Source organism: Nostoc sp. NOS(2021) (genome assembly GCF_017115025.1).
GTDB lineage: Bacteria > Cyanobacteriota > Cyanobacteriia > Cyanobacteriales > Nostocaceae > Nostoc.
In genome coordinates, this window is record NZ_JABXKM010000289.1 from 1 (window position 1) to 15,656 (window position 15,656).

General features: G+C 44.1%; 15 protein-coding genes and 1 pseudogene. 6 read left to right on the forward strand and 10 right to left on the reverse strand.

Going from position 1 to position 15,656, the window contains the following annotated elements; genetic code table 11:
- Window positions 1-65: 65 nt before the first annotated feature.
- A pseudogene (locus tag HWQ41_RS28345) lies at window positions 66-456 on the forward strand (helix-turn-helix domain-containing protein); the annotation flags it as partial.
- A 135-nt stretch (window positions 457-591) separates the two neighbouring features.
- On the opposite strand, the gene HWQ41_RS28350 reads toward HWQ41_RS28345, so the two are convergent.
- Entirely contained in the window at window positions 592-2,847 is a 2,256-nt protein-coding gene (locus HWQ41_RS28350) for a caspase family protein (protein WP_292770510.1), read from the reverse strand.
- A 238-nt stretch (window positions 2,848-3,085) separates the two neighbouring features.
- A complete protein-coding gene (sat, locus tag HWQ41_RS28355; protein ID WP_292770512.1) occupies window positions 3,086-4,264 on the reverse strand; it encodes a sulfate adenylyltransferase in 1,179 nt (392 codons plus the stop codon).
- A gap of 211 nt (window positions 4,265-4,475) precedes the next feature.
- On the opposite strand from sat, the gene HWQ41_RS28360 reads away from it, so the two are divergent.
- Both HWQ41_RS28360 and HWQ41_RS28365 read left to right on the forward strand, forming a co-directional pair.
- Window positions 4,476-5,120: a Uma2 family endonuclease gene (locus HWQ41_RS28360; RefSeq protein WP_292770514.1), complete on the forward strand. Its 645-nt coding sequence runs from the start codon at window positions 4,476-4,478 to the stop codon at window positions 5,118-5,120.
- Window positions 5,113-5,253, forward strand: a complete 141-nt coding sequence (locus HWQ41_RS28365; RefSeq protein WP_292770516.1) for a hypothetical protein — start codon at window positions 5,113-5,115, stop codon at window positions 5,251-5,253. The genes HWQ41_RS28360 and HWQ41_RS28365 overlap by 8 nt, the downstream gene beginning before the upstream one ends.
- Before the next feature lie 12 nt (window positions 5,254-5,265).
- On the opposite strand, the gene HWQ41_RS28370 is transcribed toward HWQ41_RS28365, so the two are convergent.
- The 3 genes from HWQ41_RS28370 to mnmA form a co-directional block, all read right to left on the reverse strand.
- Window positions 5,266-5,634, reverse strand: coding sequence for a hypothetical protein (locus HWQ41_RS28370; protein ID WP_292770518.1), 369 nt, complete (start codon window positions 5,632-5,634; stop codon window positions 5,266-5,268).
- A gap of 226 nt (window positions 5,635-5,860) precedes the next feature.
- On the reverse strand, window positions 5,861-6,556 hold the full coding sequence (locus tag HWQ41_RS28375; RefSeq protein ID WP_292770520.1) for a hypothetical protein: 696 nt from the start codon (window positions 6,554-6,556) through the stop codon (window positions 5,861-5,863).
- A 197-nt stretch (window positions 6,557-6,753) separates the two neighbouring features.
- Window positions 6,754-7,809, reverse strand: coding sequence for a tRNA 2-thiouridine(34) synthase MnmA (mnmA, locus tag HWQ41_RS28380; protein WP_292770522.1), 1,056 nt, complete (start codon window positions 7,807-7,809; stop codon window positions 6,754-6,756).
- 612 nt (window positions 7,810-8,421) lie between these two features.
- Between mnmA and HWQ41_RS28385 the strand changes: the two genes are divergently transcribed.
- Entirely contained in the window at window positions 8,422-9,339 is a 918-nt protein-coding gene (locus HWQ41_RS28385; RefSeq protein WP_292770524.1) for a hypothetical protein, read from the forward strand.
- A gap of 104 nt (window positions 9,340-9,443) precedes the next feature.
- Here the strand turns inward: HWQ41_RS28385 and HWQ41_RS28390 are convergent, their stop codons facing one another.
- Window positions 9,444-9,914 carry a GAF domain-containing protein gene (locus HWQ41_RS28390; RefSeq protein ID WP_292770526.1) on the reverse strand — a complete coding sequence of 157 codons (471 nt, stop codon included), beginning with the start codon at window positions 9,912-9,914 and terminating at the stop codon, window positions 9,444-9,446.
- A gap of 306 nt (window positions 9,915-10,220) precedes the next feature.
- Here HWQ41_RS28390 and HWQ41_RS28395 point away from each other — a divergent pair, with 306 nt between their 5' ends.
- A complete protein-coding gene (locus HWQ41_RS28395; RefSeq protein WP_292770528.1) occupies window positions 10,221-10,967 on the forward strand; it encodes a DUF561 domain-containing protein in 747 nt (248 codons plus the stop codon).
- A gap of 56 nt (window positions 10,968-11,023) precedes the next feature.
- Here HWQ41_RS28395 and HWQ41_RS28400 read toward each other — a convergent pair whose 3' ends face one another.
- A complete protein-coding gene (locus tag HWQ41_RS28400; protein WP_292770530.1) occupies window positions 11,024-12,172 on the reverse strand; it encodes a DegT/DnrJ/EryC1/StrS aminotransferase family protein in 1,149 nt (382 codons plus the stop codon).
- Between the two features lie 309 nt (window positions 12,173-12,481).
- On the opposite strand from HWQ41_RS28400, the gene fetB reads away from it, so the two are divergent.
- The gene (fetB, locus tag HWQ41_RS28405) at window positions 12,482-13,258 is read left to right on the forward strand and encodes an iron export ABC transporter permease subunit FetB (protein ID WP_292770532.1); all 777 of its coding nucleotides are present in this window, start codon (window positions 12,482-12,484) and stop codon (window positions 13,256-13,258) included.
- A 5-nt stretch (window positions 13,259-13,263) separates the two neighbouring features.
- On the opposite strand, the gene HWQ41_RS28410 is transcribed toward fetB, so the two are convergent.
- From HWQ41_RS28410 to HWQ41_RS28420, 3 genes are all read right to left on the reverse strand, one after another.
- Window positions 13,264-13,638, reverse strand: coding sequence for a type II toxin-antitoxin system PemK/MazF family toxin (locus HWQ41_RS28410; RefSeq protein ID WP_292770534.1), 375 nt, complete (start codon window positions 13,636-13,638; stop codon window positions 13,264-13,266).
- Window positions 13,635-13,910: a ribbon-helix-helix domain-containing protein gene (locus tag HWQ41_RS28415; RefSeq protein ID WP_292770536.1), complete on the reverse strand. Its 276-nt coding sequence runs from the start codon at window positions 13,908-13,910 to the stop codon at window positions 13,635-13,637. Before HWQ41_RS28415 ends, HWQ41_RS28410 begins: the two co-directional genes overlap by 4 nt.
- Window positions 13,911-14,193: 283 nt before the next feature.
- On the reverse strand, window positions 14,194-15,656 hold a 1,463-nt coding region (locus tag HWQ41_RS28420; RefSeq protein WP_292770538.1), incomplete at its 5' end, for a hypothetical protein.

A 15,656-nucleotide genomic window follows, 5' to 3' on the forward strand; every position in this document is an offset into this window, starting at 1 on the left:
ATGAATTGCCCCTACGGTAAATCAAGGCTTTCACTGCCTTTTTGCGTAAGTCCTGGGTGAGCTTCGCTAACGCAGAACTACAAAAATTTATAGATTATCGCCCAGATGCGGGTGAGGTGAGGAAAGCGTTGGCAGTCAAACTGGTTTATCAAGGCTACAAGTATGAGGAAATTCAAACAATTTTAGATGTGTCACTTGGTTCGATAACAAGCTGGAAGCACTAGCTGTCGAGGAATATGGAATTTCGGGGCTACGCCTGAACCACAAGGGTAGGAAAAACTACTTAACTGCTCAACAGCGAGAAGAAGTCTTGATTTGGCTGCAAACTCTCGTAATGTTGGGAACTTGGCGAACTCGAATATAAATTAGATGAGTGAATATGATCTAACTTATGAGTCAAAACGGAGCTATTACGACTTATTTGATGTGGCAGGAATTAGTTGGAAGAAAACTACTTCGTCCTATAGATATTTTTTCTTTATGGCATATACAACAATATAGCTAACTAGAGACGCGAATGTAAAAAATATTGTGCTGTGTCTGCTCTTACTAGCGACTGAATTTAATTGAGATATTTCGTGGTTTATGTGTTTACATTACTTGAAAACTAAAGCTAAAACTTGTCCAATTATTCACATCCAAGATATATGAGTCGGCTGCTGTGCCGTTCATCTCCGTTTTGAGGGCGCTGGCGTTATGCAAGTCTTGTAGCAAGGCTTGTGCAACGTCTAAGGAATTCAACAATGGGCCAATCGGCTCTTGTTCGGCTGTGGAATACTTAGCAGTGTTCAAGGCGGCGAGAGTTCCGCTAAAGGGGGCAGTACTAAGAATTAGTTGTTGTTCGCAAAAGAAAGCTGGCCCTGAAATCACCCATGCAGAAGCAGCGTTAGTTTGGGGTAAGGTGAGGGTTTCACCTGGAGCGATGACGACTTCTTTGAGGAGGGGCTTGGTGTCCGCAGTGTTTGCTTCTTGGGGGGTTTCCCAAGAGTAGAAGGCAATTGCTGTATGATTATTGTTTAATCCCAGCAAGATTAAATATACTGGGCGATCGCTCTGGTTTTCCACTCGATATTGCATTCGACTACCCATAGGCATAATCGGAGTGGGCACAGACGCGATTAATCGCGTCTGTACTGATTTTTTAATCGAAGTTTCAGTTTTGAAAGTTCGTATCGTTTCGCGCTGCATGACGACGCGAGGCGATATGTCACTAATTATTTCTAAGGTTGCCTTGACTCCCAAGCGGGAAGAACCTTCATTTTGTGTAAGTCGCCATAACTTGGCTGCTAGCAAGGTTGATAATTTCGGCGCTAACCTTTGCACCGTTAATTTTACTGCTTCTCCTACTTCCCCAGTGGTATTGGGAATTAGTTCGCCACCAAGAGAAAATAGACCATAATGACTAGGTGTTTGCTGTAGCTTGGCAAAGAGATAATCAGCTGGTTTTTCTCCTGCTACTACAGTGGACACATGGGAAAATGCGGCAAAGGCACTTGTGGCATCTACCCGCTCAATTCTTTCCAATCTAGTATCCAGAGCAATTGTTAAATTAATATTTCGGGGTAAAACCCGGACTGCTTCTTGGAGGAGTTGGCCGACTTGTAGAGGAGTTGCACCTTCAATTTTGGAAATTTGCGCTTTTGCTGTTAACCCAGTCCGCGATCGCAATACTAATTGCTCTGTTGTTGCTAGGGTGAATCGAGAATTCACTCCGTAGTATAGCAGCACTTGTGGAGGTAATCCTGCCAACCACAGATGGACTGTTTTGCCGTCTTCTTCAATAGCTGTCACCGCGCCTTCTGCACCAATGATACTCTCTGGTACTAGCTGACTTTTCAGGTCATCAGGAAAACCTAACCCCCCAGACCCCTTCCCTACTAGGGAAGGGGTAGAACTCAAAGCCTCTCCCCTTTTAGGGGAGAGGTTTTCCAAATCCGGTGCTGGTAGTATAGACGTTATATGTTGATTTTTCTGACTACTTAATAACGCTGGTTGCTGTTTGCTACCCAATTTGGATAGAGAATTTTCCACATGAGAGAGGGCGACTTGAATTGTGGTGGCTGGGGTGAATTCCCACAAATACTGCGTCAAGGCGTAGGTAAATAACCCGGCACTAAAACCAGAAAAGAGTCCTTCTCTCGCCGACTGCTTTGGATTTGAGGTAGCGGCTAAAACAACAGGAGTGCTGGGTAAGTTTTGAGTTTTAAGTTGTTTGAGCAAGTCGAGTTCATCTGCTGCTAGCTTTGCCTCTACTGACTCCTGAAGGGCACGACTTTTTAATCCTAAGACTGTGCTAGGGGCATAATAGCTAGTATCTAATATTGCTGTTACTCGGTCTGTGGGGAGCGATCGCAATAATAGCAGTAGAGTTTCTTCTAATATATAGTTGACTATTTTCTCATTTTGTGAACCTTTACTTCCATTAGCTGGCACCAGAGCATTTTGCATTGTATCTGGCGATGTTTCCAAATTTACACGACTGCCATAGCCGCTAAAGTGGAAGACAACTACATCACCAGGTTTAGCTTGCTTACTCAAGTGATCCAAAAAAGCCGCGTCAATGAATTCCCTGCTAGCTTGTTCTTCAGTTAAGGTCAAGATATCTGACCCTTGGAAGCCAAAGCGATGAATCAAAAGTTCTCTTTGTAATTCAACATCCGTCAGACAACCACTGAGGGCTGGGATTTTCGGGTATTGGTTAATACCTATTAACAATGCCAACTTGCGCTGACTGGGTTGTGCCAAAGCTTGATAATAGCGATTTCCCAAAGTCAACCAGTCAGCTTCAGTTACCCCCAATACCGCGAGTATTGAGCCAATTCTGTGTAAAAACCTACGCCGTTTCATAATTAGCTATCAGCTCTCAGCTACCAGATAGCAGCTTACAGGGCTGAACTCTGTATTGTAAAGTTACAGTTTATGCTGCTTGCTTCTTGACCAAATAATTGTTAATTCATAATTCATAATTTCTGGTAACAGAGTCACTAACTTGAGTTAGTAAAAAGATAAAAACACATTCCTGACTCAAGGAAAGCGAATTCATCAGTGGAATCTTAATTACGAATTACGAATTACGAATTACGAATTATGCCGGTACTTGTATCCGCATTGCCCGCGCTAACTCTGCCGCCACCTCTGGACGGGAAAATTCTGGTGGAGGTAATTCACCGCGCCGCAGCATTTCTCTAACTTTTGTCCCCGATAGGTGAATGCGTTCTTCTGGCTTGCTGGGACTGGTTTTGGATGTTGCCATTTGCTTAGTGCGCGTGCAGTAAAAAGCGTGTTCAAATTTCATCGGCACAATGCCCAATTCACTTGGCTCAAATTCGTCAAAGATGTACTGAGCATCATAAGTGCCGTAATAGTCACCAACGCCAGCATGATCCCGTCCGACGATAAAGTGAGTACAGCCGTAGTTTTTGCGGACTAAAGCATGGAATATAGCCTCACGAGGCCCAGCATAGCGCATTGCGGCTGGATTTATTGCCAAAGTTACCCGGTCTAAGGGGTAGTAGTGTTCCAGCAAAATTTCATAGCAGCGCATCCGCACGTCGGCGGCAATATCATCTTCTTTTGTGGCTCCAACTAATGGATGCAAAAATAGACCATCAACGATTTCTAAAGCGCACTTTTGAATATATTCATGGGCGCGGTGGATGGGGTTGCGAGTTTGAAAGCCGACGATAGTTTTCCAACCCTTGTCTCTAAATAGTTGCCGTGAGGCAAGGGGATCAATTTGGTAGGTGGGAAACTGGGGATGAGGTTGGCGTCGTAACAGCCAAATATCACCCGCCAGATGTACATTACCTTGGTTATAGAGTACCTGCACGCCGGGATGATTGACATCCTCAGTGCGGTAAACCTTTATTGCTTCGCGGATTTTGTCGTAGTGATATTTTTGCGTCAGTTGCAAAACTCCAATAAATTCACCTCTGGAGTTATCCAGACGGATTAAGCCGCCTGACTGCAAGGGGGAAGCTACTTCTTCGCTGACCGATAGTGTAATCGGTATTGACCACACAAGACCGTTAGCTAGTCGCATTTCTGTAACAGTGCGATCGTAGTCTTCCTGGTTCATAAAACCCGTGAGTGGGCTAAAAGCACCGATCGCAATCATTTCTACATCAGAAACGGCGCGATCGTCAAGTTGCACTCGCGGCAAAAAGTCAGCTTTTGAGAGAAACTCTGCTCTTTGTTCTGGTGTGGCGATACGGTTAACCAACTGTTCACCGTGGGGGGCTATGGCATCTGGATTGTGACTCAAGGTAATCCCCTCTTTGTATTAACTGTTATTGTTTCAGATTATGTACTAACTTATCAAATACTGGTACGTAGAGATAAAGAGTTTAGGGATATGGGGGGCTTGGAATTGGGGCTGGGACTTAAGTATTCTAAAAATTTACTCTACTTTTTAGGTTAGGTTAAAGTTAATCTACGCTTTAATAGTTGAAGAGTTCCCTGATTTGGAATTGCTTATGACTGCTGTATCACCTGTTTTTAAACCTGTTAGCCAGATGCGGCTAGAACCTGGTAGTACAGTGTCTATTCAAGATGTCAGTTGGGAAGAATTTGAGTCTATCTTGCAGGAACTGGGAGAAAAGCGATCGCTACGAGTTGCTTATAGCAAGTCTACGTTAGAAATTATGGTTCCTCTACCCGAACACGAAAAGTCAAAAGACTTAATCTCAGATATTGTCAAAATCTTGCTTAAGAAGATAGGGAGAAGGTACGAAGCTTTTGGTTCAACCACATTCAAGCGTGAAAATACAGCAGGGGTAGAACCGGATGCTTGCTTCTACATCCAGAATTACCAAAGAATGATTAGCCGTCGCAGACTTGAACCAGATGATCCGCCTCCTGATTTGGCAATTGAAACAGATGTAACATCAAAAACAACTCTTGATGCTTATGAAGCGATCGCTGTTCCAGAACTATGGATTTACAATAGTAAAAAGCTGAGGATTTATTTACTCAGCAATGGACATTACATCGAATCAGATAACAGTCCTAACTTTCCAAATATCCTTCTAAATCAAATTATTCCCACTACAGTACAATGGGCTTGGCAAGTAGGAACAGTACAAGCTTTGGAAGAGTTTGAAGGGGTATTAAGTGTCTGAACGTTTGGAAGCGATGCTTTTAGAAGGTCTAAATTCTGGGAATGCAACTGAGATGACTCCTGACGATTGGGAAGACATCCGTCAAGTTGTGCGGGAAAGAATCGCCAAGCATAAAGGGTCAAACCAAGGTTAATAAGTAATGATTTTAGTCACTCTGAAACTGCAAATATTCCAACAGTAGTAACCGCAAATAATCTAACGTTCTAATATAACTCTTTATCTGTTCATAATTGCCATTAGTGCCAAAATAAAAACTCCCAATCTGAGGTATATTTAAAACTTGCATGGCTTGTAATTGCTCAATTGTCTGGGCTTGATTGACAATTTGACCTGTGCTTTGAATTTGACTTGCATAACCTCTGAGATTTACTGTAAAAAGTTCAAGTTCTTCTAAAAGTGAAACTTCTTCATCTTTTGGTGGAAACTGAATAGCAATTTCTTGTCGTTCGGTGCGAATATTTTGATATGCGTTAATCAACTGTGTTAACAATTGAACAATATTTCTCTTTGTCAATTCTTGCTCATTTAACTTATTCAATGAATGCTTGTTGTAGGGTAAATGAAAAAATAAATGCTTCAACCTTCAGTAAAAACTCTTGAAAGTACAAGCATGAACAAATTTTGGGGAAATACCCGTAATCCCACTGAATACGGTTTCAAGATAATGTCGAGTAGATATAACGTTATTGGAAATTAGACTAAAGTTAGAGAGCGATGGCAGCAGCAGCAACTTAACCTAATTAAAAAAATTCAATGTGATCCGACTCTGCTACCGGATCAGAGTTTTGAGGAGTATCTGTATCTGGAAAACCCCACGAACTTAAGACCAGCAGACCAGCCCCATCATTCTTGACTTGCTGCAAAGCATTGGGGAGCATGTGTAAGATTTTAGCTACATCTGCGTCAGCATCACGGTCGAAGTCTGAGCCAGGGGGACCACCGTAGTCTAAAGTACACTTCGCTTTAGTAGAATAGCTTTGCCAGTCAACATCTAGCGTGTGCGAGACTAATTCTAAAGCACTAGCCACCTCTTGCGGATGGAGCAGCATATTTCCCAAATAACCGGGCAGTTGAGCAAACCGTTTGTGATCTATGCCCGTCATCAGCACGACAGTGGGCAAGACTCGTGATTGTAAAGCTAATTCAACTAGGCGCTCATCGGACTCCCAGTCAGGTTTCTCTATCAGAATTTTGAATGCCAGTTCGTGAAACGGGCGATGAAAAAGCCGCTCACCTAGTTCCGCACCAGCCAGCACACCCGCGACAACTGCTTCAGCATATTTTGGCGTGACAGGCAATGCCACGGGGCGCAAAATAAACGGTTGAACTTTAGGTAGAATTCCTACTCCCACTGCTGCTCTATCAAACTCAGACTTAATCTCAGTCCAATCAGACTCTTCAACCTTGAAAAACCACCAAACACCGTAAACCCCCATAAAATTCTTGTATGAGCAATGCTATGTATAGCAAACTGTAAACAGTAAGACCTGAAAAGGATCAGTGATTAGCTCTTTTTATGGCATTATTATTCAATTTAAACACAAAAATACTCCTCCAAAACTCAGGGCAGCTTTTGCCTATCTGAAGTTCACAGGAGGAGCAATTTTAGCTTCTACCAAAACTGGGGTTAGGTTCAACTAAACTGTTCAATAATTCCGCCACCTAACACTTTCTCGCCGTCGTACCACACCGCAGCTTGTCCGGGAGTGATGCTGATTTGCGGTTCATCAAACACCAAACGCACACGGGAGTTTTCCAAAGGAATCACCGTCACTGGTGTAGCCGTTGAACGATAGCGAATTTGCACTTGGGCATGAATTGGGGTGGATGGTTCAGCAATGGAAACCCAATTTACCCGATTTATAGTGCATTCCGGCTGAGTTACCTTAGTGCGATCGCCTACTACTACTTTATTATTTTCCGCATCTAATTCAATCACATACAACGGTTCGGCAGCAGCAATCCCCAAGCCTTTGCGCTGGCCAATGGTGTAGTGATGGACACCATCATGCTGTCCCAAAACTTTGCCTGTGACATCGACAATATCGCCTGTTTTGGGAGCTAAATATTTATCCAAAAATGCCCGCATAGAACCATTACTTTCCACTAAGCATAAGTCTTGACTTTCTGGCTTATCAGCAGTTTTCAGTCCGTATTCAGTCGCAATCCGGCGCGTATCAGTTTTTTCTAGTTCGCCCAGAGGAAATATCGTTGCTGCAAGTAAATCTTGAGACAAATCATAGAGAAAGTATGACTGGTCTTTGTTGCGGTCAACAGCCCTTAATAATTGGTAACGTCCAGTTGCTTCGTCATAGCTAATTCGGGCATAATGACCAGTGGCAATGCGATCGCATCCCAATTCTTCATGGGCATATTGCACCATTGGCCCAAACTTCACCGTTTTATTGCACTGTGAGCAAGGCAAAGGCGTGATCCCAGCACTGTAACCTGTCACCAGATAATCGACAATATGCGTCTGAAAGAGATCCCGAATATCTACAATCTGATGGGGAACGCCCAGTTGTTCACAGAGATCAGCCGCGTCGATCATACCTTCAGAGCAACATTGACCTTTGCCTTTCATTAGCCAAAGAGTCAAACCAATCACTTCATAGCCCTGATGGTGCAGGATAGCTGCGGCGGTGGAACTGTCAACGCCACCAGAAAGACCAACGACGACTTTTTTCATACAAAGCACGACACGATAGCTGCGTGGTTGTCCAATTGTAGCACATACTCTTTCAAAGCCTTGCTACCAAAGCACTTCCGTTTTAAAGTCACCGAACAGCCCGTCGTAGACATCGCTGTTCACTCCCCCATCACCCTTATCTAAGATTAGTTACAGATGTATTTTTTGCCACGCAGATGAGCTAATTTTACGTTAACGCTATATGTAGCGCTTCTCAGTTGAGTCCAATTGAGACCTAACCCCCAACCCCTTCCCTACAAAAGAAGGGGAGTAATACCATTTCTTTGTGAGGCTGCGCCAAACCTTTTTAACTTCTTATTTCTTTATTTCTTTGTGTCCTTCTCTACGAGACGCTACGCGAATGTGGTTCGTTTTTCTTTCTTGTACTTAAGTCCTAATATGGTTTGGCGCATCTTCATACAGAAGAGGGATAAGATTCCATTCCTCTCTCCTTTTAGGAGAAATGGAAGCGAGGTCACAGAGTGTATTGCATAGAAACGAGAAGCGCTATAGTTGCTAAAACGGTGAACTAATTAGTTCCTGACGGAAATTGCCTAAAAATATTTTGATTACTTTCTAACTAAAATGTTGAGAGGAATACCAAGTCAATTTATGCCATTTCAGATGCTGCGCCGAAGTTCTGAGGGTTGGAAGCCCACTATCAAACTTCTCCTCTTGTTAGTGGGAGGATGGTTAGTGCTGATTCCCGACTCTACCCCAGCCCAAGCACAAATCCACAGCAATGTGCTACTGGCTCAAGAAGCAGGTGAAATTTTACCGCCACCGCCAATAATTCCCTTTGGTCAACAGCCATCACCGCAGTTACAACCAGTACAAACAGTACAGGACAATCAATCTGAACTGAATTTTCAGCCCTCCCAACCATTACAGGACAATCAATCTGAGCAGAATTTTCAACCCTCCCAACCAGTACAAAACAATCAATTAGAGCAGAACTTTCAGCCCTCTCAACCTGCACAGTTTAGTCAATATAACCAGAACTTTGAGCGCTACTTAGTTTACGTTGATGGTAGTGATTTGCAGACGCTACAAAAAATACGTCAAATTGAACCCAGTGCTTACATTCGCCAGTATCAAGGACGGAATATAATTCAGTCAGGAGTTTTTAACAGAGTATCTAACGCCCAACAACGGGTCAGTGAGCTACAGTCACGAGGTATCTATAGCGCCCGGATTATCAGCTTTGCTAACGGACAAGAAATAGGTGCAGGCAATACAAGTTTTGTAGGCGATCGCAGTAATATAAGTGCTACTAGGCGAGTCTCTAAATATTATGTCGCCATTCCCACCACTTCAGAACAGTTACCTGCGATCGCAGCCCAAATTAGGCAGGATATAGCCCGATTTAGCCAAGATTTAGGACGATCTGGCGCAGTCCTCGAAAGGACGCAACCACGAGGGCCACACGTAGCAGTAGGGCCTTTCCCTGATCGATTCCAAGCTGAGGAATGGAATAAATATCTGCGAAATAAAGGATACGCTAATGCCAGGGTTTACTACGGAAAGTGATTAACATAGGACTTACGCACACTCTACGATTCGTCTCTACCAGACGCTGCGCGATGGCGTTCTTGACTTAACAAATAAGCCAGACACCCGTTTAGCTACTCCTGTTAACTGACGATTTTCCGGCTAATGGCCTCTCCAATCTCCATCAGTGTCTCTTCTTCTTCGGGAGTAAATTCGTAGGGAATCGGCTTGGCAATGCCCAAGGTACCATGCAATCGGCCATTCAGCATCAGCGGCACTGTGATGGAGCCTTCTACCTTCGTTTCTTTTGCTGAGGGTCTGGCCACCCCCGATTCGTCGGTTTGCAGGTTGCAAATCTGTACGGGTCGCTTGCGTTGGGCGGCGACACCGGCCATCCCTTTGCCAATGGGAATTACCGTCATTTTAGGCAACAGGAATTCTGGAATGCCCTGGTAAGCCTTTAGGTGCAATAACTGGCTATCCTGATCTAGGGTATGGATGGTACCTGTAGAGCAGTCGAAAGCGGCCAGGATTTCAGTCAGTAGTCGGTTCCAGTCGATGGTAGACGCTTCATTAGCTAGGGTATCAAAAATGGGTTTGGTATCTGAAGTCATAGTGGTAGGAAATAAAGTTTGATCGTAAACGCGGAAAGTAATTAGAAAAATTCACTTAGAAAAACCAATCTCCCCTTTCCAGATTCCGTAAAAAGTCAGGGTAATTTATGGGGCGATCGCACCTGGAGAGGTCTGTTGTCTCCATAATATAGATACCAGAACAGATGGCAAAACTTTGATCAGTGGCGGTAAGGATAAAATTATCAAAAAATTATCAATATTTGGCAACTACTATAGTGATTTAGTCTCTCATCAACTGAGGGACGGTAGAATATACCTAATTTTCGTAGCTTCAAAAGCCAAACTATGACGATGCATTCTACACTCCAACGTGCATTTACTAACCGCCGCGTCCTGAAAGTGATTAGCGGTTTAAATAACTTCGACGCTGCTAGCGTCGCTGCTACTGTCAAAGCTGCTGAATTTGGCGGTGCTACTTTTGTGGATATTGCCGCCGATCCAGCTTTAGTCCAACTAGCTAAAAGTTTGACAAATTTACCTATTTGTGTTTCAGCAGTAGAGCCAGATAAATTTGTGCAAGCAGTGGCAGCTGGTGCTGATTTAATTGAAATCGGTAATTTCGATTCCTTCTATGCTCAAGGACGCCGCTTTGAAGCTCTAGAAGTGCTAGCGCTGACTAAGCAAACCCGCGCTCTCTTCCCGGAAATCACCCTATCTGTCACCGTTCCCCACATCCTGGAACTAGATCAACAAGTACAGTTAGCAGAAGAACTGGTGAAAGCTGGAGCAGATATTATCCAAACCGAAGGCGGTACTAGCAGTAACCCAGTTCACCCCGGAACTCTAGGATTAATTGAAAAAGCTGCCCCCACCTTGGCAGCAGCTTTTGAGATTTCCCGTGTTGTGTCAGTGCCAGTATTGTGTGCTTCAGGCATTTCTAACGTTACCGCACCATTAGCGATCGCAGCTGGTGCTGCTGGTGTTGGTGTTGGTTCCGCCATCAACCAACTCAATAGCGAAATCGCAATGATTGCCGCTGTGCGTGGCTTAGTAGAAGCCTTGGCGACTGCAAACAACCGCGCGATCGCTTAGTTTTTAATGGGGAGTGGGGAGTGGTGAATATTAAAATTCCCTATTCCCTATTCCCCTCACCCCAAACAATCCTTCAAGGCATAAATAACCTGATCTTGCTGCTGTTGTGTCAGTTCTGGGAACATAGGCAAGGATATGACTTCATGGCAAGCTTGCTCTGCTATTGGCAAGTCCCCAATTTGATAGCCCAGACTTTGATAAACTGGCTGCAAATGTAAAGGGTGGGGGTAGTAAATCATTGAACTCACGCCCTGTTCTTGCAATTGACTACGCACCCAATCTCGATATTTGGCGCTAGAACCATTTCGCCCTTCGCCTGATATGCGAATAGTGTATTGATTCCATACCCCAATACCCCCAGGTAATTCTTGGGGCGGGACGATCCCCGGAACTTGACACAGGTACTGGTAGTAATAGTTGGCGATATCTCGGCGGCGATCATTCCAAATATCTAAATAACGCAGCTTAATCTGCAAAATAGCCGCTTGCAGAGCATCCAAGCGGCTATTGACACCGATTTCTTCATGTAAATATCTAATTCTACTGCCATGATCCCGTAGTATTCGCAGTTTAGTAGCGATCGCTGGATCGTTAGTCGTTATTGCTCCGCCATCGCCGCAACCACCAAGATTTTTGGTAGGGTAGAAACTAAAGCAACCAATATGTCCAATGCTTCCGACTCTTTGATCAGCCCAAATTGCGCCTGTAGACTGAGCGCAATCTTCAATTATTGACAAATTGTGAGACTGAGCGATCGCCATCAATGATGTCATATCCACCGGTTGTCCAAATAGGTGAACCGGGATAATCGCTTTAGTTTTGGGTGTAATCGCCGCCGCCACTTGCTCCACATCCAAATTAAACGTAGTCGCGTCAATATCAACGAAAACAGGCTTTGCACCCACGGCGCTAATCACTTCAGATGTCGCAATAAAGGTAAAAGGCGTTGTAATCACTTCATCGCCTGCACCAATTTGCAAGACTCGTAACGCTAAGTAGAGCGCATCAGTACCAGAATTACAAGCCACACATTCACTAACAGTATTATAAGCGGCAAACTGTTGCTCAAAGCCTTCGACTAAGGGGCCGCCGATATAACGGCCAGAAGCCAGAACCTCTAAGACGGCTGCACTTATTTCTGCTTCGATGGTGGTGTATTGCTGCTTAATATCAAAGGCAGGGATGGGATTTACACTTTGGATCATGAGTTCTCATTTTATCGGGAGATACAAAGGATGCACTTCGACAGTCAATTTTTGCTTAATCAAATAGGAGCTACTAAAAGACTATCGCCCAAGATACGCATCTATTAGGGTTTTTACTTAAATTGTGGCGCTGTAAACCACCGCACATTTAATTTACAGATAGTAGGCATACTAGGTGTTTGCCATGTTAAGGTCGTACCATTTTGAATTGATGAAAGTGATATATATCATCCAAGATCCAACACATCGGATCAAAGTTCCTCTTGTGTGGGCTGCTTTGGGAAAAAAATACCAGGAGATAGAAAACCCATGCAGGATCTGATCAAGCTGGATTTCGTGGATTTAGCTATTGCTGTGGGATTGATGGCGATCGCCATTGGTTTATCTGCCTGGGAAAAATTAGGATTAGAGTTTAACTTAGCCCTTGCTACTGGGAGAACCATCTTACAACTACTTGTATTGGGATACATTTTAGATTTCATCTTGGCTTTGGACAATGCTTGGGCAGTTTTGGCGCTATTAGCAATAATGCTGACAATTACGGCGATTGTCGCACGAAATCGCATCAGCCAAAAAATTCCTCATGTGTTGCCTTTGGTGTGGGGTGCAATTTTAATTAGTACCGCCCTGACAGTGCTTTACACCAACTTCTTGATCATTCAACCAGAGAGATGGTATGAACCACAGTATGTGATTCCCCTAGCGGGGATAGTCTTAGGTAATGCTACCAATGCAGCTGCGATCGCAGGCGATCGCCTTGTCAGCACCATTAACTCCAGCCATCTCGAAATAGAAACCCATTTGAGCTTAGGTGCAACTCCAGAGCAAGCAGTTAGCCAGTATCGCAAAGACGCTATCAGAGCCGGATTGATTCCCACTCTCAATCAAATGATCCTCATCGGGATGGTGGCAATCCCAGGAATTACCACCGGACAGTTATTAGCTGGTGTCAAACCCCTGGATGCTGTATCCTACGAAATTTTGATTATGTTCATGGTTGCTTTCGCTAACTTGTTGACAACAGTTTTAGTCACGAAGGGGTTGTGTCGTCAATTTTTCAATTCTGCCGCGCAGTTGGTGAGGTGAAGGGATTAATCTACATTCAAGAGTATTTGATCATCTTGCCCTGGCAGATCAAGGGCAATCAACAGTGCATGGTTCAGTTGGGCGATCGCTTCCTCAGAAAGTCTTCCTCGCAAATACAATAAGCGTGATTTTGAGAGTACCCGAATCTGATCTGTCATTGCCAGCGAATCATGGGTTAACCCGCCGTTGGGTTGCTGGATCAAAACTTGTGTGGGATAGATCCGCTTACTTGTTCGATAGGTTGTGCAGGGAACTGCCAGAACCACAGGACTAGCAGCATTAATCGCATCCCGGCTGACAATAATGACTGGACGAGTTCCACCCTGTTCTGATCCCTCAGTCGGCTCTAGACGGGCGTCGTAGACTTCACCCCGTCTCATTCTGAAGTTTCCTCCAACTTCAAAGCTTCCCACTGAGTCGGGGCAAATTCTGCCTCCATCTGCAAAACTTCCCTTTGATACTCTAGGTCATTTGCCATTTCTGCTAAGGCTGCATCAATTTCTGCTCGTTTTTGAACAGCGAGTTCACGCCGTAATGCCCGTGTTACAAACTCGTTACGGCTTCTGGCTTTTCCTGCCTGAACGGCTTTATCCGTTGCCTCTAACAAATCCTTTGGGAGGGTCAGTGTTGTGCGAACCGTCTCCTGATCCATACCGTTTTAGCAAATGATGTCTGGTTTGATGACTTTTATAACATCATTTTAGTCATAACTTATTTCTTTTGGCATAAATAAGAATCTGATACCAATCATGCATATAAACGGGCTAAAAAATACAACTAGCTCTACAAGGAAAAAATTCTAGTATCATTTTTGACCCCATTACATCCCCCTTTGCTTTAGAGCCGTGGGGAATTACGCGATTCGGTTAAAACCTATAGGGCAAGTAAACTTATCTGACTTAAAAATTGGCTTGGGAGGTTTATCTAATGTGGCTTTACCCGCCTAAAGTCCGCGTATAAATTACGTGACCTTGGGAATCGTAGAGGAAAAGGGAGAGGTTGGCATTGTCACTAATTACAGCTAAGGCTTCCCGTAAGATTTGCAAATGATTGGTAACATCAACAGCAGTATCCGAGTTCTCAGAATAAGGATTAGCCAAGTTATTTTGCCTTATTTGGTCATACTCAGGCGTTAAACGGACAATAATTCTTGTGTTATCTATGCTAAATGTGCAAATCCGAATTCCATTAATACAGGTTTTATCTAGGTCGGTGCGGGTTTGTTGCAAACTACTAACAACTTGTATTTTTTCTTGTGCTTGTTTGAGGGCTACTGAATAGGGTTCAATCAGAGACTGAGCCTGAGTGTAGTACAAGCTATCTTGGGAAATCTGTTTAGCAGAATGCAAAGCCTGATCCCAGTATGTCGCCGCTGCTTGCCATTGGTTTTGTTGCTCATAAACTTTGGCTTGCTTGGCGGTGCTAAGGGCTTGTTGGTAGGCTTTAACAGCTAATTGTTCTTTAGTAGCGCGATCGCGTGCTGCGACTAGTTTAGGTTTATAATCTATCAACAGCTTTTGGGCTTCTTGGTATTCAGCGCTAGTCGGGGGAATGGTATTCAAGGCATTAACTACCACCAGCCAAGTAGACTGCACCTTTTGCCATTCATTCAAAGATTTAGCCGTAGTTTCCCGGTTCTCGGCTGCATTGGCTACAGCTTTTGCTGTTGTTAGTTTTTTCAGCCATTTTTCCTCAGTAAATATCTGTTGATTTACAGCGTGCAAATGGACACGATAATTAAGTAATTTACCTTGCACCAGTCCATAGAGTTCACTACTGGAACTTATAGTTTCTAGGGGCGCTATAGCCTGTCGCCATAAGTGTTGCCTAGCTTGTAATTCCTCTAGGCTATATGCAACTTTTTGTGCTGCCAAGGATGCCGTCTGCAAAGCCTTGACTACCTGATTGATTTTTTCTGACCGTCCAGACAAACTTGCTTTTAGTTCTTCTGACACCTGGTAACGGGGCGACCAACTAGGAATTACATTCAGGGCTGCACTGGCTGCTGCAAGTTGCTGTTGTACAGCTACTAATTCTTTTTCAGACTTGGCGCGGCGCATCAGTTGCGGAGATTTTGTTTTTAATTGCTCGGCGTTTTGTATTTCTTTACACTCAGACATCACACAAGGGCGAGTCAAGAAGTAAGCACCACCGCCTAAGACTACAATTCCCACCAAGGCTGCACCCAGTAGGATCGGTTTGATTTGGAATGCTGGCTTTGAAGCCGACAAATTTGACGCATCTGCAAACGGGTCAAACGGTTCCTCCTCCTCAATCTCATCGATTGCTGGAAAATATGTCAGAGATGATGAGGAGGCATTTACTCTTCCCTCTGCCTTGTCTGCCTTGTCTGCCTTGTCTGCCTTGTTTGCCTTGTCTCCCTCATCTCCCCCTGCTC